This is a genomic window from Streptomyces sp. NPDC001828, from assembly GCF_042892175.1.
GTDB lineage: Bacteria > Actinomycetota > Actinomycetes > Streptomycetales > Streptomycetaceae > Streptomyces.
The window spans coordinates 54,504-71,251 of the sequence record NZ_JBIATV010000011.1; the positions used below are offsets into that span (position 1 = coordinate 54,504).

General features: G+C 73.1%; 14 protein-coding genes. 9 read left to right on the forward strand and 5 right to left on the reverse strand.

Annotation, left to right across the window (positions count from 1 at the left end; genetic code table 11):
* Nucleotides 1-42 precede the first annotated feature (42 nt).
* Nucleotides 43-1,470 (forward strand): alkaline phosphatase family protein, encoded by a 1,428-nt coding sequence (locus ACFYZA_RS27575; RefSeq protein WP_382591210.1) that lies wholly within the window; start codon nt 43-45, stop codon nt 1,468-1,470.
* 151 nt (nt 1,471-1,621) lie between these two features.
* Here the strand turns inward: ACFYZA_RS27575 and ACFYZA_RS27580 are convergent, their stop codons facing one another.
* On the reverse strand, nt 1,622-2,242 hold the full coding sequence (locus ACFYZA_RS27580) for a hypothetical protein (protein WP_388493269.1): 621 nt from the start codon (nt 2,240-2,242) through the stop codon (nt 1,622-1,624).
* Between the two features lie 277 nt (nt 2,243-2,519).
* Between ACFYZA_RS27580 and ACFYZA_RS27585 the strand changes: the two genes are divergently transcribed.
* The 8 genes from ACFYZA_RS27585 to ACFYZA_RS27620 all read left to right on the forward strand — a co-directional run bounded on the left by ACFYZA_RS27585 (nt 2,520) and on the right by ACFYZA_RS27620 (nt 10,954).
* Nucleotides 2,520-3,884 (forward strand): efflux RND transporter periplasmic adaptor subunit, encoded by a 1,365-nt coding sequence (locus tag ACFYZA_RS27585; protein ID WP_388493271.1) that lies wholly within the window; start codon nt 2,520-2,522, stop codon nt 3,882-3,884.
* Complete coding sequence (locus ACFYZA_RS27590; protein WP_382591218.1) at nt 3,881-4,732, forward strand: ABC transporter ATP-binding protein; 852 nt, start codon at nt 3,881-3,883, stop codon at nt 4,730-4,732. The genes ACFYZA_RS27585 and ACFYZA_RS27590 overlap by 4 nt, the downstream gene beginning before the upstream one ends.
* Nucleotides 4,729-5,940, forward strand: a complete 1,212-nt coding sequence (locus ACFYZA_RS27595; RefSeq protein WP_388493273.1) for an ABC transporter permease — start codon at nt 4,729-4,731, stop codon at nt 5,938-5,940. The genes ACFYZA_RS27590 and ACFYZA_RS27595 overlap by 4 nt, the downstream gene beginning before the upstream one ends.
* Before the next feature lie 26 nt (nt 5,941-5,966).
* Nucleotides 5,967-6,578, forward strand: coding sequence for a hypothetical protein (locus ACFYZA_RS27600; RefSeq protein ID WP_388493275.1), 612 nt, complete (start codon nt 5,967-5,969; stop codon nt 6,576-6,578).
* Nucleotides 6,579-6,618: 40 nt separating this feature from the next.
* Entirely contained in the window at nt 6,619-7,353 is a 735-nt protein-coding gene (locus ACFYZA_RS27605) for a response regulator transcription factor (RefSeq protein WP_382591227.1), read from the forward strand.
* A gap of 12 nt (nt 7,354-7,365) precedes the next feature.
* Nucleotides 7,366-8,862: a sensor histidine kinase gene (locus ACFYZA_RS27610; protein WP_388493277.1), complete on the forward strand. Its 1,497-nt coding sequence runs from the start codon at nt 7,366-7,368 to the stop codon at nt 8,860-8,862.
* Nucleotides 8,863-8,957: 95 nt separating this feature from the next.
* Nucleotides 8,958-10,118, forward strand: coding sequence for an ABC transporter ATP-binding protein (locus tag ACFYZA_RS27615; RefSeq protein ID WP_382591233.1), 1,161 nt, complete (start codon nt 8,958-8,960; stop codon nt 10,116-10,118).
* Between the two features lie 143 nt (nt 10,119-10,261).
* A complete protein-coding gene (locus tag ACFYZA_RS27620; RefSeq protein WP_388493280.1) occupies nt 10,262-10,954 on the forward strand; it encodes an esterase/lipase family protein in 693 nt (230 codons plus the stop codon).
* Nucleotides 10,955-10,971: 17 nt separating this feature from the next.
* Here ACFYZA_RS27620 and ACFYZA_RS27625 read toward each other — a convergent pair whose 3' ends face one another.
* The 4 genes from ACFYZA_RS27625 to ACFYZA_RS27640 form a co-directional block, all read right to left on the reverse strand.
* On the reverse strand, nt 10,972-11,910 hold the full coding sequence (locus ACFYZA_RS27625) for an ABC transporter substrate-binding protein (RefSeq protein ID WP_388493282.1): 939 nt from the start codon (nt 11,908-11,910) through the stop codon (nt 10,972-10,974).
* The gene (locus ACFYZA_RS27630; RefSeq protein WP_382591242.1) at nt 11,907-12,581 is read right to left on the reverse strand and encodes an ABC transporter permease; all 675 of its coding nucleotides are present in this window, start codon (nt 12,579-12,581) and stop codon (nt 11,907-11,909) included. The genes ACFYZA_RS27625 and ACFYZA_RS27630 overlap by 4 nt, the downstream gene beginning before the upstream one ends.
* Nucleotides 12,578-13,258: an ABC transporter permease gene (locus tag ACFYZA_RS27635; protein ID WP_382591245.1), complete on the reverse strand. Its 681-nt coding sequence runs from the start codon at nt 13,256-13,258 to the stop codon at nt 12,578-12,580. Before ACFYZA_RS27635 ends, ACFYZA_RS27630 begins: the two co-directional genes overlap by 4 nt.
* 224 nt (nt 13,259-13,482) lie before the next feature.
* Entirely contained in the window at nt 13,483-16,671 is a 3,189-nt protein-coding gene (locus ACFYZA_RS27640; protein WP_388493285.1) for an amidohydrolase family protein, read from the reverse strand.
* Between the last annotated feature and the right edge of the window lie 77 nt (nt 16,672-16,748).

Below are 16,748 nucleotides of genomic sequence, written 5' to 3' on the forward strand. Positions count from 1 at the left end.
CCACGTCACTGGTCTCAACCGACAGCTCTGGAAGGGGCGTTCATGGCCGAGTTGACACGACGCAGACTCCTTGGATCGGCGGCCGGCGCGATCGGCGGTGCGGCCGCCCTCAGCCTGCTGCCGCCCAGTGTCCAGAAGGCCGTCGCCGCCGGACCGCCCCGGAGCGGATCGCTGCGGGACGTGCGGCACGTCGTCATGCTGATGCAGGAGAACCGTTCGTTCGACCACTACTTCGGCACGCTGTCGGGGGTGCGGGGGTTCAGCGATCCGAACGCCCTCAAACTGCCCAACGGGCGCTCGGTGTTCTACCAGCCGGACGCGGTGAACCCGCGCGGCTATCTCCTGCCCTTCCACCTGGACACGCGCAGCACGAGCGCACAGGCCATCCCGTCCACGAGCCACGCCTGGGCGGTGCAGCACCAGTCCTGGAACGGCGGCAAGATGGACCAGTGGCTGCCCGCGCACCGCAAGGCGGACGGCGCCAACGGGCCCTATGTGATGGGCTATTACACGCGCGAGGACATCCCGTTCCAGTTCGCGCTCGCGGAGAACTTCACCATCTGCGACAACTACTACAGCTCCGTCTTCGGCCCGACGTGGCCGAACCGGCTGTACTGGATGACGGGCAGCATCGACCCGGGCGGCACGAAGGGCGGCCCGGTGCTCAACAACACCGCGCCCACGCCGTACCGCTGGACGACGTACGCCGAGCGGCTCCAGGCCGCCGGGATCAGCTGGAAGGTCTACCAGCAGGACGACGACTACGGCTGCAACCTGCTCGAGCAGTTCCAGAGCTTCCGCGACGCCAAGCCGGGCTCCGCGCTGTACGAGCGCGGGGTGCGCCCGCAGCCCGTGGGCACCTTCGAGGAGGACGCCGAGGCGGACCGGCTTCCGGCCGTCTCCTGGATCATGCCGACGAGCTACCAGTCCGAGCACCCGGACTATCTGCCGGCCGCCGGGGCCGACTTCGTGGCGCAGAAGATCGAGGCCATCGCGTCCAACCCGAAGGTGTGGGCGAAGACCGCCTTCATCCTCAACTACGACGAGAACGACGGCCTGTTCGACCATGTCCCGCCGCCGACGCCGAAGGCGGGCACGGCGGACGAGTTCGTGGGCGGGCTGCCCATCGGCGGTGGCTTCCGGGTTCCGGCGATCATCGTCTCGCCGTGGACGGTCGGCGGCTGGGTGGCGAGCGAGGCCTTCGACCACACGTCGGCGCTGCGGTTCCTCGAGCAGTTCACCGGGGTCAAGGAGCCCAACATCAGTCAGTGGCGCCGCCGTACCTTCGGCGACCTGACCTCGGCGTTCCGCTTCAACAGCAGTACGCCCAAGCCGCCGCGGCTGCCGGACGACACGGCGGAGCAGTTGGCCGAGGCGAAGCGGGAGGTGGCGACTCTGCCGAAGCCGACGCTGCCGGGTGCGGACCAGTCCTTCCCCAAGCAGGAACGCGGCCACCGGCCGCACGTGTAGCCCCCTGCGGGGCGGGGCCCCTGGGGCCCCGCCCCCAGACCCCCGTTCGCGCCTCAACGGCGCTCGTACTCAAACTCCCCCAAGGCCTCAGGGGCGCGGGGAACCGCGCGAGCGAGCACGCACGGCCCGCAGGCAGATGCCAAGCCAGGGGTCAGGCCGTCGGGCTCGCGGACGGGGTCGGAGGGGCCGAACGCCGTTGCGGCAGCAGAGCCTTGCAGACCTGGAGGGCCGCCGCGGACTTGGGGTCCGCGGTGTTGAGGCCGCGCATGCCGCCGCCGGCGCCCGGCGATGCCGAGGGCAGGACCACCCCGTGGTCCTTGAGGCAGCTGGTGAACGCCTTCATCGCGGTGCTGTCGGCACCGCCCCCGCCCCGCCCGTTGAACTGCGGGCGCTCACTCGCGCAGGCCTGCGCGGCCTGGCGCTGGGCCGGATCGGCGGAGGCCCCGCCCCCGAAGCCGCCGAAGCCGCCGCCTCCCCCGCCGGGCCGCCGGGTGGCGCCGCTGGGCCTGCCCGCACCCTTGGGCCGTGCGCTGCCGCTCGGGCGCGGCGCCATCGTGACGCCGTGCTGGGCCAGGCACTGGCGGTAGGCGTCCATGCCCTTGGCCGTGGCGGACGCGGAGGCCGTGGGCTTCGCCTGGGCGCTGCCGCTCGCGGCCGAGGACGAGCAGGCCGCGAGGAGCAGGCCGCACGCCGCGACGGCGGCGGCGGACACCGCTGCCCGTGCCGCGATCGCGGCACGCGCGGTGGCGGGCCTGCGCTTGGTCCAGGTCATGTCCGGTGTCTCCTCGGTCAGTTGGGCGGACGACGGCTTCGCTGATGTGTACGCCGTCGGCGACCCATGACTGAACCGCACGAGGGTGGGCGCCGCCGGGGGAAGGACTGGGAGTTCCCTGGGCGTCGGGGCCCGCGAGGGACCACCGGGGCGCGGGAGGTGGTGCGGTACGTACCGGCACGTCCCTGATGCGAAGTTCCGGCCGGCTTCGCGCTCCCAGGGAACTCCCAGAAAGCTCCCAGGGGTTCCAAAGTGCGGGCGGCCAGGATCCGCCGTCATGAAGGCGCTCCCACGACGGCGCAAAGCCGTCCTGATCAACTCGGTGCTCGGTGTGGCCGTCCTGGCCGGCGCCGGTGGCGCCTACGCCGCGGTGACCAGCCACGACAGCGCTCCCGCGCGGACCGGCGAGAAGACCGTCGCGGTCACCAAGGGAACGGTCCTCGCCACCGTGTCCGGGTCCGGGGCGCTGGCCTCGCCGAGCGACGCCGGGGTGAACTTCACCACCGGCGGCCGGCTCACCGAGGTCGACGTCAAGGCGGGCGACAAGGTCTCCCGCGGCCAGGTCCTCGGCAAGGTCGACGCGACCGCGGCCAAGGAGACCCTGGCCCAGGACGAGGCGTCCCTGACGGCGGCGCAGGCCAACCTCACCAAGGTGCGGGAGGGCCAGGCGAGTTCGAGCACGGCGAGCGGTTCCACCGGCGGCTCCTCGACGCGCGGCAGCGCCAATGCCGCGTCCGCCCCCGTCGCGACGCCGACGGTCGACCCGGCGCAGCTCGCGCAGGCCGAGGCCCAGCTCACCCAGGCGCAGAACGCGGTGGACGCCGCGCAGCGCGCGGTGGACGGCACCACGCTCACCGCCCCGGTGGCCGGGACCGTGGCGTCCGTTTCCGCGAAGACGGGCGACACCGTCACCGGGACCGGCGGCAACGGCACGAGCGGCACCGGCTCGGGAGGCGGCTCCAACTCCAGCTCCAACAGCGCCAGTTCGTCGGCGTCGTCGGGCCTGTCCGGGTTCGTGGTGCTCACCAACCCGTCCGGCATGCAGGTCACCGCGGACTTCTCCGAGGCCGACGCGCTCAAGCTGAAGCCCGGCCAGGCGGCGACGGTCACCCTCAACGCCGAGTCCGGCACCGTTCTCAACGCCAAGGTCCTGTCGGTGAGTTCACTACCCGTCAGCAGCGGATCGGGCTCCGGCGGGGGCGGCAGCAGCGGCTCGGGAAGCGCCGTGCAGTACGCGGCCACTCTCGCCATCACCAGCCCCACCACCGATCTGCGCACCGGGCTCAGCGCGAGCATCCAGGTCGTCACGGGCGAGGCGTCCGGAGCCCTTTCGGTGCCGACCACGGCGGTGACCGGCACCGGCGCCAACCGCACGGTGACCGTGGTCAAGGCCGACGGCACCACCGAGCGCACCCCGGTCACGGTGGGCCTGGAGGGCGACAGCTCCGACCAGATCCTCAGCGGGCTCAGCGAGGGCGAGCAGGTACAGCTGGCCAGCGTGTCGGCCACCGGCCAGGGCGGCTTCCCGAGCGGCGCCTTCCCCGGCGGCTTCGGCGGCGGCACCGCCGGGCGCACGCGCGGGGGCGGCGGCACCGCGGGCGGCGGCGCTCGCGCCGGTGGCGGCGGGGGTGGCCGCGGATGACGCCGCTCCGGTGGCCGCGCGGAGCGGCCGCACTGCCCGAGTCCGCGCCGGACGAGGGGCCCTGGGCCCCGGCGCCGGTGATCGAGGTGCGCTCGCTGATCAAGACGTACGGTCACGGTGACGCCGCGGTCCACGCGCTCAGCGGGCCCGTGGACCCGGTGAGCGGGGCGGCGCTCGGGGTCGAACTGGTCGTCCAGCAGGGCGACTTCGTGGCCGTGATGGGCAGTTCCGGCTCCGGCAAGTCGACCCTGATGAACATCCTGGGCTGCCTCGACGTGCCGACCTCCGGCCGGTACCTGCTCGACGGCATCCACGTCGGGGGACTCGACGAACGTCAGCTCTCGCTGGTGCGCAACCGCAAGATCGGCTTCGTCTTCCAGTCCTTCAACCTGGTGCCGCGCACCCCCGCCCTCGCCCAGGTCGAACTGCCGCTGGCGTACGCGGGGGTCAAGCCCGCCGAGCGGCGCCGGCGGGCCGAGGCCGCGCTGACCCTGGTGGGCCTCGCCGACCGGATGGACCACCGGCCCAACGAGCTCTCCGGCGGCCAGCAGCAGCGCGTGGCCGTGGCCCGCGCCCTGGTCACCGCGCCCGCGATGCTGCTCGCCGACGAGCCCACCGGAAACCTCGACAGCCACAGCACCGAGGAGGTGCTCGCGGTCGTGGACCGGCTGAACGCGGCGGGCCGCACCGTCGTCCTCATCACCCACGAGGACGAGGTGGCCCGGCACGCCAAGCGGGTCGTCCGCCTGGTCGACGGAAGGATCGTCGACGATGTGCGGCAGGCTCCCGTCGACGGGCCGCCGCCCGCGATGCGCGACAGCGCCCCGCTGGTCGGGGGCGCCCGGTGAACCCCTTCGAGACGCTGCGCTTCGCCTTCGGCGGGCTCGCGGCGAACAAGGTGCGCTCCGCCCTGACGATGCTCGGGGTGCTGATCGGCGTGGCCGCGGTCATCGTGCTTCTCGCGGTGGGCAACGGCTCCTCGCAGGCCGTGAAGGACTCGATCGAGAAGCTCGGCACCAACGCGCTCACGGTGTCCTCGGGCGGCGGCTTCGGCGGCTCCCGCTCGGCCACCGCCACCAAGCCGCTGACCGTGGACGACGCGCGCGCGCTCGCCGACCCGGCGTCCGCGCCGCACGTCGAGTCGGTCGCCCCGGAGACCACCACGTCGCAGAGCGCGCTCTACGAGGGCACCTCGCACACGGTGAGCCAGGTCGTCGGCACCTACCCGGCGTACTTCAAGGCGTCCAACAGCAAGGTGACCAAGGGCGACTACTTCAGCTCGGACGATGTGCTCGGCTCGCGCAAGGTGGCCGTGATCGGCTCGACCACGGCGACCGACGTGTTCGGCACGGCGGACCCGGTCGGCAAGAAGATGACGCTCGGGGGCACGCCGTTCACGGTGGTCGGGGTGCTCGCCACCAAGGGCGGCACCGGCTTCCAGGACCCGGACGACGTGGTGATCGCGCCGCTGCCGACCGTGCAGAACGCCTTCACCGGGTTCGGTTCGATCGGCCAGATCCTCGTCGAGGCCAAGTCGGCCGACGCCACCACCCAGGCGCAGAACGAGATCACCACCGTGCTGATGGGCCGGCACGGCATCAAGGACCCGACCGCGCTCGACTTCCGGGTCAGCAGCCAGGCCTCCCTGCTCACCACGCAGGCGGACACCAACAAGACGTTCACGGTGCTGCTCGGCGCGGTGGCGGCGATCTCGCTGCTCGTCGGCGGGATCGGCATCACCAACATCATGCTGGTCACGGTGACCGAGCGGACCCGCGAGATCGGCATCCGCAAGGCCATCGGGGCGCCACGCGGCGTCATCCTCGGGCAGTTCCTCGCCGAGTCGACCCTGCTTTCGCTGATCGGTGGCGGTCTCGGCGTCGCGGCGGGCCTGATCGGCTCGCACTTCACGATCGTCGGCATCAAGCCGGTGATCATCCCCGAATCGGTCGTCGGAGCCTTCGCCATCGCGGTGGCCATCGGGCTGTTCTTCGGCGGCTACCCGGCCAACCGCGCCGCGAGCCTGCGGCCCATCGAAGCGCTGCGGCACGAGTGAACCCCATGTACGGACAGGGAGAGGACATGTTCGGCAACGCCGAGATCTTGGAGAACGCCGGCCCCACGCAGGCCGGCGATCCGGAGGACATCCTCGCCGAGCCACCGGACACCCGGGACATCTCGGCCGAGCTGAACGCGCCGCCCCGGCCCCAACTGCCGTGGCTGACAATGCTGTTGTCGGGCGGCCTGGTGGCGGGCCTCGCGTTCGCCGGGGGCGCCCTGGTGGAGAAGAGCCAGAACGAGGGCTCGTCCTCGGCGCAGCGCGCCCCGGCCGCGTCCGCCCGGGGCGGCGCCGCGGGGACCGGCCAGCGCCAGGGCTTCGGCGCCGGGCAGGGCGGCCAGAGCGGCCAGCGGCAGGGCACCGGTACGGGCCCGGGCGCGGCGGGCGGACTGACCATCGGTACGGTGAAGCTCGTCGACGGCACCACCATCTACGTCACCGACGCCCAGGGCAACGTCGTCAAGGTCACCACGGCCGGCAGCACCCAGGTCACCGAGGCCAAGAGCGGCAAGGTGTCCGATCTGCAGCCGGGCCAGACGGTGACCGTGCGCGGCAGTCAGAATGCATCCGGGGACGTCGCGGCGGCCACCGTCACCCAGGGCGGCGCGAGCGGCTTCGGCGGAAGCCGGGGCTGACCGCGCACCCACCGCCCACGCCGCCACGAGGAGGAACCCGATGGCCCCGACGGACGCAGCCGTGCCCGAGGCGAGCCTGCTGGTCGTCGACGACGAGCCCAACATCAGGGAGCTGCTCTCGGCCTCGCTGCGCTTCGTCGGCTTCCGGGTGGTCTCGGCGGCCACCGGTGCCGACGCGCTGGCCGCCGTCGCCAAGGAGCGCCCGGACCTGGTGGTGCTCGATGTGATGCTGCCCGACATGACGGGCTTCGCCGTGGTGCGCAGGCTCCGCGAGGAGCCGGGCGCGGGGTCGGGTCCGGACCATCTGCCGGTGCTCTTCCTCACCGCGAAGGACGGCGTCGACGACAAGATCAGCGGACTGACGGCGGGCGGCGACGACTACGTCACCAAGCCGTTCAGCCTGGAGGAGCTCATCGCCCGCATCCGCGCGATCCTGCGCCGCACCGGCGGCCCGAGCGGCGAGGGCCGGCTCGTGGCGGGCGACCTCGAACTCGACCCGGTGGGCCACCAGGTGCTGCGGGCCGGGCGGCCGGTCTCCCTCTCGCCCACCGAGTTCAAGCTGCTCGCCTATCTGATGACCAACGCCGACCGGGTCGTGTCCAAGCCGCAGATCCTCGACCACGTGTGGGCGTACGACTTCGGCGGCGACCTGAGCATCGTCGAGTCGTACATCTCGTACGTGCGCCGCAAGGTCGACTCCGGGGCCGACGGCGCGCCCAAGCTCATCCACACCGTGCGCGGCATCGGCTATGTGCTGCGCCGCCCGCAGTCCTGAGGTGTCCGCCCGATGCTGAGGTACATCCGGGCGCGGCTCGGCCGGCTGCCGCGCCGCTTCGCCGCGCTCTCGCTGCGCTCGCGGCTCGTGCTGCTCGCCATGGCCCTGGTGGCGCTGGGGCTCACGGTGAGCGACACCGTGGTCCTGAGCTCGGTGCGCGGCCAGTTGGTCCAGCGGGTGGACCAGCAGCTGAACCGGTTCGGGGACTCGGTGGCGCACCGGGTCGGCGTCGAGGGCACCCCAGCACCCAGGCCCGGCCGAACGGGGGGCGGCCGGGCCTGGCTCCCCAGCCAGTACGTCATCGCGTTCGCGTCGGACGACGGCAAGGTCACCGAGCAGTTCCGCCAGCCGGTCGCGGCGGGCGATCCCCGGCCGACCTGGCCGGTGATGGACGCGGCGGCGCTCAGGGCCCGCCTCGGCAAGCCCTTCGAGGTGCCGAGCGACCACGGGGGCGGCAGCTGGCGGATGCTGATCGTTCCGGTCGACGACGCCGATCCGGCGCTGCCCGCGGGGGTGGTGGTGGCGGCGCCTCTGGAGGAGGTGTCCTCCACGGTCGGCCATCTGGCCACGGCCTTCCAGATCATCGGGGTCGTCGTCGCGCTGCTGCTCGGGGTGGCGGGCTGGTTCGCGGTGGGGGCCGGGCTCCGTCCGCTGCGGCGCATCGAGGCCACGGCGGCCGAGATCGCGGCCGGCCGGCCGCTCTCGCACCGCATGCCCGACGCGTCCCCGCGCACCGAGGCCGGGCGGCTCACCAGCGCGCTCAACGGGATGCTCGCCCAGCTCGAATCGGCGTTCGCGGCGCGCGCCGAGTCCGAGGGGCAGATGCGCCGCTTCGTCGCGGACGCCAGCCATGAGCTGCGCACCCCGCTGGCCGGCATCCGCGGCTTCGCCGAGCTGTACCGGATGGGGGCGCTCCCCGACGAGGCCGACGTGAAGCGCACCATGGCCCGCATCGAGAGCGAGGCGGTACGCCTGGGCGGTCTGGTCGAGGACCTGCTCACGCTGGTCCGCATGGACGAGCAGCGCCCGCTCCAGCTCGCCCCGATGGATCTGCGCACCCTGGCGGTGGACGCCCTGCACGACACCAGGGCGCTCGATCCGACCCGCGAGGTGACCCTGACCGGGCCCGGCGGCGAGGGCGCACCAGGGCCGGCGCCGGTCCTCGGCGACGAGGCGCGGCTGCGCCAGGTGGTCGCGAACCTCGTCGGCAACGCCGTCGCGCACACCCCTTCGGGCTCCCCGGTACGCATCGGGGTGGGCGCGGCCGGGGGCCGCGGCCTCATCGAGGTCGCCGACGCGGGGCCGGGTCTCGCGCCCGAACAGGCGGCCCGGGTCTTCGAGCGGTTCTACCGGGTGGACGCCTCGCGCAGCCGGCAGACCGGGGGCGGCGCGGGCCTCGGCCTCGCCATCGCCTCGGCGCTGGTGCAGGCGCACAACGGGCGGGTGGAGCTGGAGACCGCGCCGGGCGAGGGCGCGGTCTTCCGGGTGCTGCTGCCCGCCGCGACCTGAGCGGGCGCCGGTTCGGGCCCCGGGCGCGCACCCGGGCCCCACTCCCCCGGCCCGGCCCGAGTGCGGGCGGGGCCCAGGGCTCCTAGCGTGGGTTCATGATCCGGTTCGAGCAGGTCAGCAAGGTCTACCCGGACGGCACCCGTGCCGTCGACGACCTGTCCTTCGAGGTCGCGGAGGGCGAACTGGTCACCCTGGTCGGCCCGTCCGGCTGCGGCAAGACGACCACCATGATGATGGTGAACCGGCTCATCGAGCCCACCTCGGGCCGCATCCTGGTCGACGGCGAGGACATCGCCACGCTCGACCCGGTCAAGCTGCGCCGCCGGATCGGTTACGTCATCCAGCAGGTCGGCCTCTTCCCTCACCGCACGGTCCTCGACAACACCGCGACGGTCCCGGCACTGGTCGGCTGGAAGCGGGCGAAGGCCCGGGCGCGGGCCGCCGAGTTGCTGGACCTCGTCGGTCTCGACCCGTCGACGTACGGACCGCGCTATCCGGCCCAGCTCTCGGGCGGCCAGCGCCAACGGGTGGGCGTGGCAAGGGCCTTGGCGGCGGACCCGCCGGTGCTTTTGATGGACGAGCCGTTCGGCGCGGTCGACCCGGTCGTGCGCGAACGCCTCCAGAACGAGTTCCTCGGCCTCCAGGCGACCGTGCGCAAGACGGTCCTCCTGGTCACCCACGACATCGAGGAGGCCGTGCGGATGGGCGACCGCATGGCGGTGTACGGGTCGGGGCGCATCGAGCAGTTCGACACCCCGGCGTCGGTCCTGGGGGCGCCCGCCACTTCGTACGTGGCCCAGTTCGTGGGTGCGGACCGGGGGTTGAAGCGTCTGTCGGTCACGACGGTGGAGCCGGACGACCTGGAACAGCCGCCGGTCGTGCGGCTCGACGAGCCCGCGGCGGCGGCCGCGGCCCGGCTGCGCGGCGAGGAGGCGCGCTGGGCGGTGGTGCTCAACGAGGGGGGCGAGCTGCACGGCTGGGTCGCCGCCGACGAGCTCTCCCTGGCGGGCACCGGCTCGGTCGCGGACCTGGCCCGGCGCATGGAGGCATGGGTGCCGGTCGGGGCACCGCTCAAGCAGGCGTTCAGCGAGATGCTCCAGTACGACGCGGGCTGGGTCGCCGTGGTGGACGGCGCCCGGTTCCTCGGCGTCCTCACCCCCGCCAAGCTGCACGAGGCGCTGCGCCGCTCGGTGGACGCGGACGCGCAGGGGGTGGAACGGGCGGAGGTCGACTTCGACTCGGTCGCCGACGCGTAAGGAACGAGGTCCCGGGTCGTCAACTCGCTTCAGGCTGCGCGAAGTTGGGCCCGCCCGCCCCTTACGTTCCACGGGGAGCGTGGTTACCATCCGGTAGCCCTCGTACGGGGCATCCCCGCACCCCACCCCCCGCTGGAGCCGCCATGCGCCTCGCCATCGCAGCCACCGCGCTCGCTCTGCTCGCCGGCACGACCGTGCTCGCCCCCGCCGCCGACGCCGCCCAGTCGGCCCCGGCGGCCGCCGCCCCGGTCCCCGTCGTCTTCGTGCACGGCCGCAACGCCGACCCCGGCGTCTGGGGCACCATGAAGGACCGCTTCGAGCAGGCCGGTTACCCCGAGGGCGACCTCTTCGCCTGGGGCTATGACTCCAGCCGGTCGACCAACGAGGTGCTGGCCGGCCAGTTCGCCGCGTACGTCGACTCCGTGCGCGCCCGAACCGGATCCTCGCAGGTCGACATCGTCGCGCACAGCCAGGGCAGCCTCCCCACCCGCTGGTACGTGAAGTTCGGCGGCGGCACGAACGTGGTGCGGCACTGGGTGTCCCTCGGCGGTCCCAACCACGGGACGAGCCTGGCCTGGGCGTGTGCGATCTGGGACCAGGGGTGCCGGGACATGACCCCGAACTCGTACGTGGAGAGCCATCTGGCGAGCGGCGCCGAGACCCCGGGCCCGACGAAGTACGCGACGTCCTGGTCGGACTGCGACGAGTTCATCCTGCCCAACAGCAGTGTGCCGCTGCCCGGCGCCGTCAACACCGACGCCGGCTGCCTCGCCCACAACGACCTCCTGACCGACGCCCCCACCGCTCAGGGAGTGCTCAACTTCCTCAAGCAGTAGGCCAGTTGGGCGGCGCGTCAGATCAGGTGCTTGGACTTGAGGTAGTCCTTCGCCACGTCCTCGGGCAGCCGGCGCCAGCTGTCGACCTGCTCGTTCAGGGAGGCCAGGTCGGCCGTGGTCAGCACCGTGTTGAGCCGGCCCAGCGCGCCCGTCACACCCTTACTGCCGGCCCGTGAGCGGTTGACCACCGGCACGATGTAGTCCGCGTTCTGCAGGTGCTTGTCGTCGGCGAGCAGCACCAGGCCGAACTCGCCGAGCGTGGCGTCCGTCGTGGTGGTCAGGACCATCTGGTCCTGACCGCTCTGGACGGCCTGCTTGGCCTGCGTGGTGCCGACTCCCTTGGGGTCGACGGCGGTCACGTCGATGCCGTACGTCTTCTTCAACCCGGGCTCGCAATAAGGGCGTTGGACGCATTCGTCGCCCGCTGCGAGCCGTACCGGAAGCTTCGCCGCACCGAGGTCGCTCAGCGTCCTGAGCCGGTGCTGACGCGCGTAGGACTCCGCGACGGCGAAGGCGTTCTGGTCCACCCCCCGGCCCGGGTCGAGCACGGTCAGGCCGCGCGGGGTGGCGAGGGCACGCAGGGCGGTCATCGTGCGGTTCAGGTCCGGCGAGCCGACCGGCTCGGCGTCGGCGCCGTGCGCCTTGGCGTTCAGCCAGTCCGCGAAGGTCGCCGCGTACTCCGGCACGACGTCGATCTGGCCGCTCTCCAGGGCCGGTTCGTAGATCTCCCGGTTGGTCACCGAGAGGATCTTCGTGCGGTAGCCCGCCTTGTCGAGGAGCAGCGCGTACATCTGGGCCAGGAGGTCACTCTCGGTGAACCCGGCGGACCCGATCGTCAGGTGCTTGCTGTCGCCGGGCGGCGCGGTGACGGCGCCCTGCTTCTCCAGGCTCGGCCCGGTGGCACAGGCGGTCGCCAGCGTCAGGGCGACGGCGGCGAGCAGCAGGCGCGGCCTCATCCGAAGCCGCCCCTCGCCCACTGCGGCGCGAAGCGCTGGACCACCTCGAAGAGCCCCTCGACGACCAGGGCGAAGACCGCCACCAGGACGGCGCCCGCGACGACTTGGGGCGTCGAGGCGAGATTGAACCCGGCGGTGATGATCCGGCCGAGGCCGCCGCCGCCCGCCAGGGCCGCGAGCGTGGCGGTCGCGACCAGCTGGACGGCGGCGATGCGCACCCCGGTCAGGATCAGCGGCAGGGCGAGCGGAAGCTCGACGCGGAACAGGAGTTGGCTTCCGGTCATGCCCATGCCCCGGGCCGCGCGCACCACGTCGCGGTCGACCTCTCGCATGCCGACATAGGCGTTGGTGAGCAGCGGCGGCACGGCGAACAGGATCAGCGCGATGATCGTCGGCCACTCGCCGTACTTGCCGAGCGGGGTCAGCAGGAGCAGCACGAGGACGGCGAAGGTGGGGACCGCGCGGCCCACGTTGGAGATGTTGACGGCGAGGGTGCCGCCCTTGCCGAGGTGGCCGAGGACCAGCGCGACGGGCAGCGCGATGAGGCAGCTCAGGACGAGGCACAGCGCGGTGAGCCACAGGTGCTGGACGAGCCGGTGCGAGATGCCGTTCTCGCCCGACCAGTGGGCGGCCGAGGTGAGCCACGACCAGGTCTCGGAGAGCGTGTTCATGACGGCACCGCCCGCGTCCAGGGGGTCAGCAGGCGCTGGATGCCGAGCAGCAGCAGGTCCGCGGCGACCGCGATCACCACGCACAGCACGGAGGCGGTGAGCACCTGCGCCTTGAAGTAGGTGTTCATCCCGGAGTAGATCAGGTTGCCGAGCCCCCCGTAGCCGACGATGGCGCCGACCGTCACCAGGGAGACCGCGGAGACGGTGGCGATGCGCAGACCGGCCATGGCGGCCGGGACCGCGAGCGGCAGCTCCACCGCCAGGAGCAGCCGTACCGGCCCGTACCCCATGCCCCGGGCCGCCTGCCGGGTGTCCTCGGGTACGGCCCTGAGCCCGGCCAGGATGTTCCGTACGAGCAGCGTCAGCGAGTACAGGACCAGGCCCGCGATGACGATCGACGCGGAGAGCCCGTACACCGGCAGGAGCAGCGAGAACATGGCGAGCGACGGAATGGTGTAGAGAATCGTCGTGATGCCGAGGACGGGGCCAGCGGCCCAGCGCCAGCGGCGGGCCGCGATGGCCAGCGGTACGGCGATGACCAGGCCGATCGCCACGGAGACCGCGGTGAGCTGGAGGTGCTGGAGGACCGCGTCCCACAGGATCTGGGCACGGCTCGACAGATACGCGCCGCAGATCCACTCGTTGCGCGCGAGGCAGTCGTCGGGAGGCGCGGTCACCCGTTCATTGGAGCCCGCCGCCCCGCCCGGCCGCGCGTCCTGGTGGGCTGTTCGGGGCAGACGTAGAGATACCGGGGCGTAAGGGGCAGGCCGAGGGTGAACGCGGCCGGGACTCCCCGGTACGTCGAGCGCGCCCGCCCGGCCGGGAAGAACCGCCCTCGGCCGACCGTCGCACCATCGGGACCCCGGGGCCGGGCCGAGCGGACGGCCCGGCCCCCGGGGTCTCACAGTCCGGCGTCGCAGCAGCCCTCGCGGCGCATGAGCCGGCCCACCTCCAGCCAGTCCTCGGCCTTCGCCGCCGGGTGCCGCTCGTGCGGCTGGAAGGCGGACACCAGATCGGCGGTCGTGTACGGCACGCCTCCCCTCAGCACGCCCGTGGTGCGCACCAGGGAGTCGAAGTCCGTGAACGGGTCGCCGTCGACGAGGGTGAGGTCGGCGAGCTTGCCCCGCTCGACCGTGCCGAGGTCCTTGTCGAGCCCGAAGAGCCGGGCGGGGTGGACGGTCGCGGTGCGCAGCGCCGCCGCCGGGGAGAACCCGCCCAGGTGAAGGGCGCGCAGACTCAGGTGGAGGGAGAGACCGACCGGCACGAGCGGCTGGTCGGTGCCGAGGGCGATGAGGCCGCCGCCGTCGAGCACCCGGCGGTACACATCGGTCTCCTTGCGCAGCGTGGCCAGTTGGGGCGCGGTGGGCGCGGCGCCGGCGGACTGCCGTACGGCGGCCGAGTCCCAGGGCGGCATCACGGTGGTGACGCGGGGATCGTCGGCGAGGGCCGGGTCCGACCCCAGCAGCGGCGCCGAGGTGAACGGCGTCATGATGAGCGCGAAGTTGATGCCGCGCGCCGTGTAGATCTCGATGACGTCCTCGTACGCGCGCCCCGTCGCGGTGGTGGCGTGGCCGAACTCGGCGCGCTGCGTGGCGAGCAGATGGGTCGTCAGGTCCTGGCCGACCTCCACGCCCGGTGAGAGCAGATGGCTTCCCGAGCGCACGCCGAGCCGCTCGTGGGCGAACCGCGCGGCCTCCCGCATCAGCCAACTCGGGGCGCGCACATAGGTTTTGACGAAGTCCCAGTCGAGGGCGGCGCCCCGTTCGAGGGAGCGCCTCAGGCCCGCCTCGGTGCGGTGGGCGCGGCCCATGCTGTAGGCGACGCGGGAGCCGTCGAGCAGTTCCCCGGTGGTCAGCAGGCGCGGTCCGGCGAGCTGTCCCGTGGCCACGGCCTCGCGGACGCGGGCCTGTTCGTAGGCGAACCCGCCGAGCGACACGGCGGTGGTGATGCCGTAGGTGAGCTGGCCGACCGTCTGCCGGCCGCCGTAGGTGCTCTGCCACGGGTGGGTGTGGGTGTCCCAGAGCCCGGGCAGCACGGTCTGTCCGGAGGCGTCGACGACCCGCCGCGCCCCGCGCTTGCGGTGGGGTTCGACGGCCGCGACGCGGCCCGCGCGCACCACGATGTCGACGTCCTCGCGCACCGATTCACCCGTGCCGTCCCAGAGCCGTCCGGCGTGCACCACCGTGTCGGCGGGCACGGGCCTGCGCTGGTCGAGCGCCACGCGCACGGTCCGCGCGCCGCCGCCGTCGACGCCGATGAGCCGCAGCCGCGCGCCGGACAGATAGAGCAGTGTCCTGGAGTCGCCGGACCAGGAGGGGTGGTCGGCGGGTTCGGTGGTGAGGGTGCGCGGAGCGCCCTGCGGGGTGCCGTCGGGCGCCACGGGCAGGACGCACAGCGCCGACTCGACGACGACCGCCATCCAGCGCCCGTCCGGCGACCACACGGGCCCCGAGTCGTAGCGGTCGGCGATGGAGACGTGCGGGGCCACGGCGTGCAGATGGTCGGCGCCGGTGGTGGTGTCGACGACCCGGATGACGTTGTAGCCCTCGCGGAACCGCAGGTTGAGCCGGTTGCGGTCGCACAGGGCGACATGGCGGCCGTCCGGCGACCAGCTGGGCCGGCCGGGCAGGCCGCCCGCGCCGAGCGCCGACACCAGAACGTGGTCGGTGCCGCTCCCGAGGTCGCGCACCACGAGCCGCCCCGACATGTCGATCGAGGCGAGCCGCGTGCCGTCGGGCGAGAGCGCCGGATGCACCCGGCCGCCGGTCGCGAGCGCGCTCTCCGTGCCGTCGGCGAGGTTGCGCCGGTAGATGCCGAGCAGCCCGTCGCGGTCGTCCGCGTACAGGAGCGAGCGTCCGTCGCGCGCCCAGACCGGGCCGAGCAGATAGCCCGTGGGCGCCGCCTGGCGCAGTCGCTCCGGTGGCTTGGATCCCGAAGTGTCCGCGATCCAAAGGGAGTTGAGCGCGGCGAAGGCGATGCGTCTGCCGTCGGGCGACAGGGCGGGCAGATGGATGCCGCGCACCGGGCGTACGCGCTCCTCGCCGAGGTCGTACGACTTGACCTGGTAGCGCGGCCGTTCGACGGGCAGCACCCCCTCGAACGGGATGGACTCGGGCTCGGCCGGCCCGTCCGGGTCGACGAGGGTGAACGTGCCGTCCAGGGTGAGCAGCAGTCTGCCGTCGGACGTCCAGCGCGGGGGCATCGGCGCGATGTCCCCGGCGACCGGGACGGGTTTGCCGTCGACGACCAGGGCGCAGGAGGCGTTGGGCGCGGCGGTGGTGCGCAGATGGGCGAGGCGGCGGCCGTCGAGTGCGAGGGCGGGCGTCATGACCTGGGCGTTCTCGGTCTCGGTGTGCTCGACGGTGACCGCGCCCGTGCCGTGTGCGGGGACGGCGGCGATGGTTCTGGCGTCCACGCTGAGCCCGAAGGGCGTGGTGACGGCCTTCGCGCGGACGAAGAGGATCCGTTCGCCGTCGGGCGACCAGGTCGGGTCGAAGTCCTCGTACGGGCCGTCCTGGAGCGGCCCGCCCTGGCCGGGAAGCCCGGTGAGGCGGGTGGACCGTCCGCTGCGCAGGTCGAGTACGTGGATGCGGTAGGGGCTGCCGGCCACCGGGTCGCCGCCGCGTTCGGAGGAGAAGGCGATGCGCGTGCCGTCCGGTGACCAGGCGGGGCCGCGGTCGTCCCAGGGCCCTTCGGTGCGCTGGCGCACCTCGGATCCGTCGGGCCGCATCGTCCAGAGGTGATAGCCGCCGCCCTGGTACGCGCTGAACGCGATGAGTTCGCCGTCGGGGGCGTGCACGGGCCGGGTGGGTTCGAGTCCGGCCGGGGTCAGCGGCTCGGCCTTGCCGCCGGCGCGGGGCAGGGACCACAGGACGTCCTGGATCTCGGCGATCAGGTGGTCCCCCGAGGGCGAGAGGCTCGCGGCGCCGTTGGTGGAGGCGGTGAAGGACAGCGAGAGCCCGGCTCGTTGTGCGGCCAGGGCCGGGGCGGGCACGGCACCGACGGCGGTGACGGCCCCGGCGGCGCCCGCGGCGGCGAGGAGTTGACGGCGGGAGAGCGAGAGGGGGGTGGGGGTGTGGTCACGGTCCATGGCACAGCACGCTCGCGCACCGCGTGGCGCAGGGGCAACACCGCCATTCCCGCCAAACGGGTACGACGTACCGTCAA